Here is a 3,967-nt window from a genome sequence, read left to right on the forward strand (position 1 = left end):
TTCTCAGTCCTTTGATATAACCCTGCTGATCGACTTTTTCGGAAAGGGAAATATCACCCGGGGGATTAACCGATATCTGGATACCATAGAACGCATAACCCGGGAGGTCATGATTGTTTCCGCACGAAACTATTACCGTATTGAAAAACATTTCAACGGTCATCTCGATACTCTTATCAGTCTTTACTCTTCAGATTATGTTCGGAATAAGAGATTTTACTTAATAGAGTATATCAGTGACTATTTTAAGGAGAATTGGGAACTGACCATTCTTTCTCCTGCTGATCATGATATAGGATCTAAAAAAACACTCCATTTTCATAGGAAATGACCCAATTGCTGTGCTGTTTATCGGCAGCGAAGTGGTCTCAACCCTGAAAGTTGATAGGATTTCACAATTCAGTCATCTTGCCGGTGGATTTATTGGAGCTGGTTATGGATTTATTAGAAGTGGAAGAAGATAGACATCAAAGTTAACACTAAAAATTGGTCTTATAATTCAGCATCCTTTATAGTAAAAGGCGATTTTAGTTGATCATAAAAATCTTTACCAGTGGTTTGCTGAAACCAGGGCAATAAATGAAACCCATACACTCAAGATTAAAAATTTGAATGGCAAGGATCATCTTTTTTATAGCTGGGAAAGACTGCTTGACTTGAAGAGATATGAAAATGGACTAATCAAGCAACAGCCAGTTTACAGCCAAGTGCTTTGGTAACTTTGCTGATGGTGATAAACTTTGGGTTGCCTTCATCGGACAGGGACTTGTACAGGCTGGCTCTGGTAACTCCTGCCTTTTTAGCAACCTCGGTCATCCCCATGGCTCTAGCGGCTGTATTCAGGGCGTGAATAAACTCCTCCGGCGTTCCTTCTGCGGCATCTTGAAGAAATGTCTTAATATCTTCCTGGGTTTCCAGATGTTCAGCCACATCAAAAGGTTTTGTTTTAAGGGACATAGTTTAAACCTCCAATTGTTTCAAAAGTTCTCTTGCTTTGGCGATATCTTTTTTCTGACTCGATTTGTCGCCTCCTGCAAGAAGGAAAATAATCTCGCGCTCCTGAATTGTTTAATAGACTCAAAAGTCGGGGCCAAAGAACATGCGAAGCTCAAAAAGGTTGGAGTTGATTGTTTTATGATCCCCAAAAGAACCAATAACCGTACTGTCAATGCGCCTGAGTATTCTGTTTCGTGCCTGACGGTTTTTGATTCCGGCCAGCCATTTGTCGTATTGTTTTGTGCTCCGCAGTTCATATCTCATGCGGTTAATGTATCCCATAGAAGACATAATGTCAAGGCAATAGGCTATACCCTTAATCAATGGCACCGGTTGATCAGGTACGAATAGCTCCAAGACCTGACTGCCGGATTTCGTTTTCTGTTTTATACTTAATAGTTTTCATGATAAAATCTCTTTTAACCATTTTATTTTTAAGACATCAGATTTTTCATAATACCGATATTTGCCCTGTATTTATTTTTCCCTTCTTTGACAAGAAGGCTACTATCTCTTAAATTTTTGAGGTCTCTCAAAACTGTTGTCCTGGTGATCCTGGCATGTCTTTTTTTCTGCTTTCATTTAGGTGCCTGTAATATTCCGGGCGTGTCAGGTTATAATGATTCGACAGAATATGTGAACAGATGCTTGGCAGTCCAGCACCTAAAAGAATATAAAATTCAATAAGCCTTCCTGTCCTGCCATTACCGTCACCAAAAGGATGTATCCATTCAATATAGACATGGGCAATGACCATCCCTGATTAATTTTTTCGATTTCTTCTTCATTCAGGGTATTACCTTCTATTGCAGTCTTAATTAGTGGCGGAGAAATTGAGATTCGAACTCTAAATAGGTAACAACACCTATACTCGCTTAGCAGGCGAGACAAGACATTTTTAAGATTCTTGTCAATTCAGTGAATCCCCATTTAATAAAGGTTTTCAGGATATCATCAAACACCAACTCACATCAAAAAACATGATTTGGTGTTAAATTAACACCAAAATTAACACCTTTATCGCTACGTACATGGATAATTAAGTTCAACTAAGATTTTGAAGTTTTTCTTTAGCTTTTACAAAGATTATTTGGCCATTTCTCCATACAGGAATTTTTAAATCCAATCTTGCTGCTTTTTCAATTGCTTCTTTGGATGCACGGTGCATTGCATTTAAAGCCATGCTTGAATATGATTCTTTTTTCATATTTTTTCCTCTAAAACCAATGGCAGATCTCCTGAATTGTCAAAAACAACCCAAGCATCGACAAGATCCTTATAATATTTTTGAAAATTTTTCCATCCTCGATGGTATCTTCTTATAATAACATCTTCCGGAACATTATGTCCACCCTGGTCCACCCTGAGCTGAACACGCTTAATCGCCATTTTTTCGCTTGGAAGCTTAAGAAAATATAAAATTACTTCATAACCAATTTGTTTCCATTTTTTTATGCGATCAATATAATTCAGCCCGCTTAATGTTGTTTCAAATGCAAAAGATTCTTTATTGGAAACGATTACGTCCAATCTTCTTAAAAAAATTTTACCGGCTTCCAAAGCAACACTTTCCGGATTAAATGGTGCCAGGCCCTGGGCAATCAAATCAGCATTTATGAAGTTCAGGCACTCCGCCTCCACAGGAAGAAAGTTTACAGCAAATGTGGTTTTTCCAGCTCCATTTGGTCCTGCAATAATGTAGCATTTTATTTTACTTTGCACCAAATGTTCTCATTCCAAAAATTTTTAAAAAACGCATTCAATTAATTTTAACTATATCTATAAAAAGAAAATAGAACAATAAATAACTTGCAAAGTGTATTTTCATTCCCAACCTCAAATTCTCAAAATTTTATTTTTGATATCTATGAGAATCATTGCCCCTGAATACTCCGAACAAGGATAATAATACTTGACCGCTCCCGATGGATTCGTCAAGAATACATCTTTATGTTATTAAGGGTAAAATTTCACTGATTTGAAATTTGCAGTGAATGGGCTTTCATGATTTTAACACATCAAAACCGAATGATTTCTTACATATGCATAATAGGAGATTAATCTCGTGAAAAATACATATTCAACTTCCCAAACCCCATTGATAGGGATTCTATGTTGGGAGGAAGGTTGTAGTCCTCGAGGTTTGGAGCAGCTCGAAGAACTTCCGGGAAACAGTACAAATCCGGCAACCTTTAATTTTCTAGTGAAATATTCAAAAATAAAGGGAGCAAACATCCATACGATTCTTGAAAATCCTTGCCAAAAAATCTTGCAATCAATGATCAGTGAAGCCTGCAAAATGGAAAAACAAGGAATTAAAGCCATTACAACAAGCTGTGGTTTTAACGCAATTTTTCAAAGAGAACTGGCTGATTCCGTTAGCATACCAGTGTTTACGTCCAGTCTGATGCAGATACCTATAGTACAAAATATGTTGGGGAAACAACAGGCAGTTGGTGTTATTACAGCTAAAAAATCGGCTCTCTCTGTGCAGCATTTGGAAAATGCTGGTATTACCAAACAGATTCCAATTATAGTTCAAGGTCTGGAAGAATGCACAGAGTGGAATAAAATTTTTTCATCACCTAATGAAGAAATAAATATTGTTACAGTGGAAAATGACGTTGTCTCGAATGCATCTTCAATGATGAAGCAATCGGATATCGGAGCTTTTGTTTTTGAGTGTACGGATCTTCCTCCTTTTTCCAATGCTGTCCGGAAAGCTACAGGTCGGCCTGTGTTTGATTTTGTAACGTTAACGAATTTTGTCTATCAGGGGATAAGAAGTGCTCGATCTATAGCGCTCAGTAAAACTGAGACACCTATGCTCAGATAAATTGAGACTGTGGTTCGCCAAAAAGGGATCAGGGAAAAAATACATAAGAATTCGGTCTTGAATGACTGTTTAATCAGTTCTAATTTTTTAAACCTGGTTGAATTTCAATAGTAGGATGGAATTAAACCTTGAAAA

At 37.2% G+C, this 3,967-nt stretch carries 7 protein-coding genes; 2 read left to right on the forward strand and 5 right to left on the reverse strand.

Features of this window, described 5'->3' with window-relative positions; genetic code table 11:
• A partial coding sequence (locus tag K8S13_RS05590; protein WP_291461073.1) for a hypothetical protein occupies positions 1–331 on the forward strand: 331 nt, incomplete at its 5' end.
• 350 nt (positions 332–681) lie between these two features.
• Here the strand turns inward: K8S13_RS05590 and K8S13_RS05595 are convergent.
• The 5 genes from K8S13_RS05595 to K8S13_RS05610 all read right to left on the reverse strand — a co-directional run bounded on the left by K8S13_RS05595 (position 682) and on the right by K8S13_RS05610 (position 2,718).
• Positions 682–957, reverse strand: coding sequence for an addiction module antidote protein (locus K8S13_RS05595; protein ID WP_291461074.1), 276 nt, complete (start codon positions 955–957; stop codon positions 682–684).
• A gap of 120 nt (positions 958–1,077) precedes the next feature.
• The gene (locus tag K8S13_RS05600) at positions 1,078–1,260 is read right to left on the reverse strand and encodes a hypothetical protein (RefSeq protein WP_291461075.1); all 183 of its coding nucleotides are present in this window, start codon (positions 1,258–1,260) and stop codon (positions 1,078–1,080) included.
• A 268-nt stretch (positions 1,261–1,528) separates the two neighbouring features.
• Positions 1,529–1,753, reverse strand: a complete 225-nt coding sequence (locus tag K8S13_RS25595; protein ID WP_367172535.1) for a Fic family protein — start codon at positions 1,751–1,753, stop codon at positions 1,529–1,531.
• 288 nt (positions 1,754–2,041) lie between these two features.
• The gene (locus K8S13_RS05605; protein WP_291461077.1) at positions 2,042–2,203 is read right to left on the reverse strand and encodes a hypothetical protein; all 162 of its coding nucleotides are present in this window, start codon (positions 2,201–2,203) and stop codon (positions 2,042–2,044) included.
• Positions 2,200–2,718 (reverse strand): zeta toxin family protein, encoded by a 519-nt coding sequence (locus K8S13_RS05610; RefSeq protein ID WP_291461079.1) that lies wholly within the window; start codon positions 2,716–2,718, stop codon positions 2,200–2,202. The genes K8S13_RS05605 and K8S13_RS05610 overlap by 4 nt, the downstream gene beginning before the upstream one ends.
• A gap of 343 nt (positions 2,719–3,061) precedes the next feature.
• Here K8S13_RS05610 and K8S13_RS05615 point away from each other — a divergent pair, with 343 nt between their 5' ends.
• The gene (locus K8S13_RS05615) at positions 3,062–3,832 is read left to right on the forward strand and encodes an aspartate/glutamate racemase family protein (protein WP_291461081.1); all 771 of its coding nucleotides are present in this window, start codon (positions 3,062–3,064) and stop codon (positions 3,830–3,832) included.
• The last annotated feature ends 135 nt before the right edge of the window (positions 3,833–3,967 follow it).

The organism is Desulfobacula sp. (assembly GCF_021107415.1).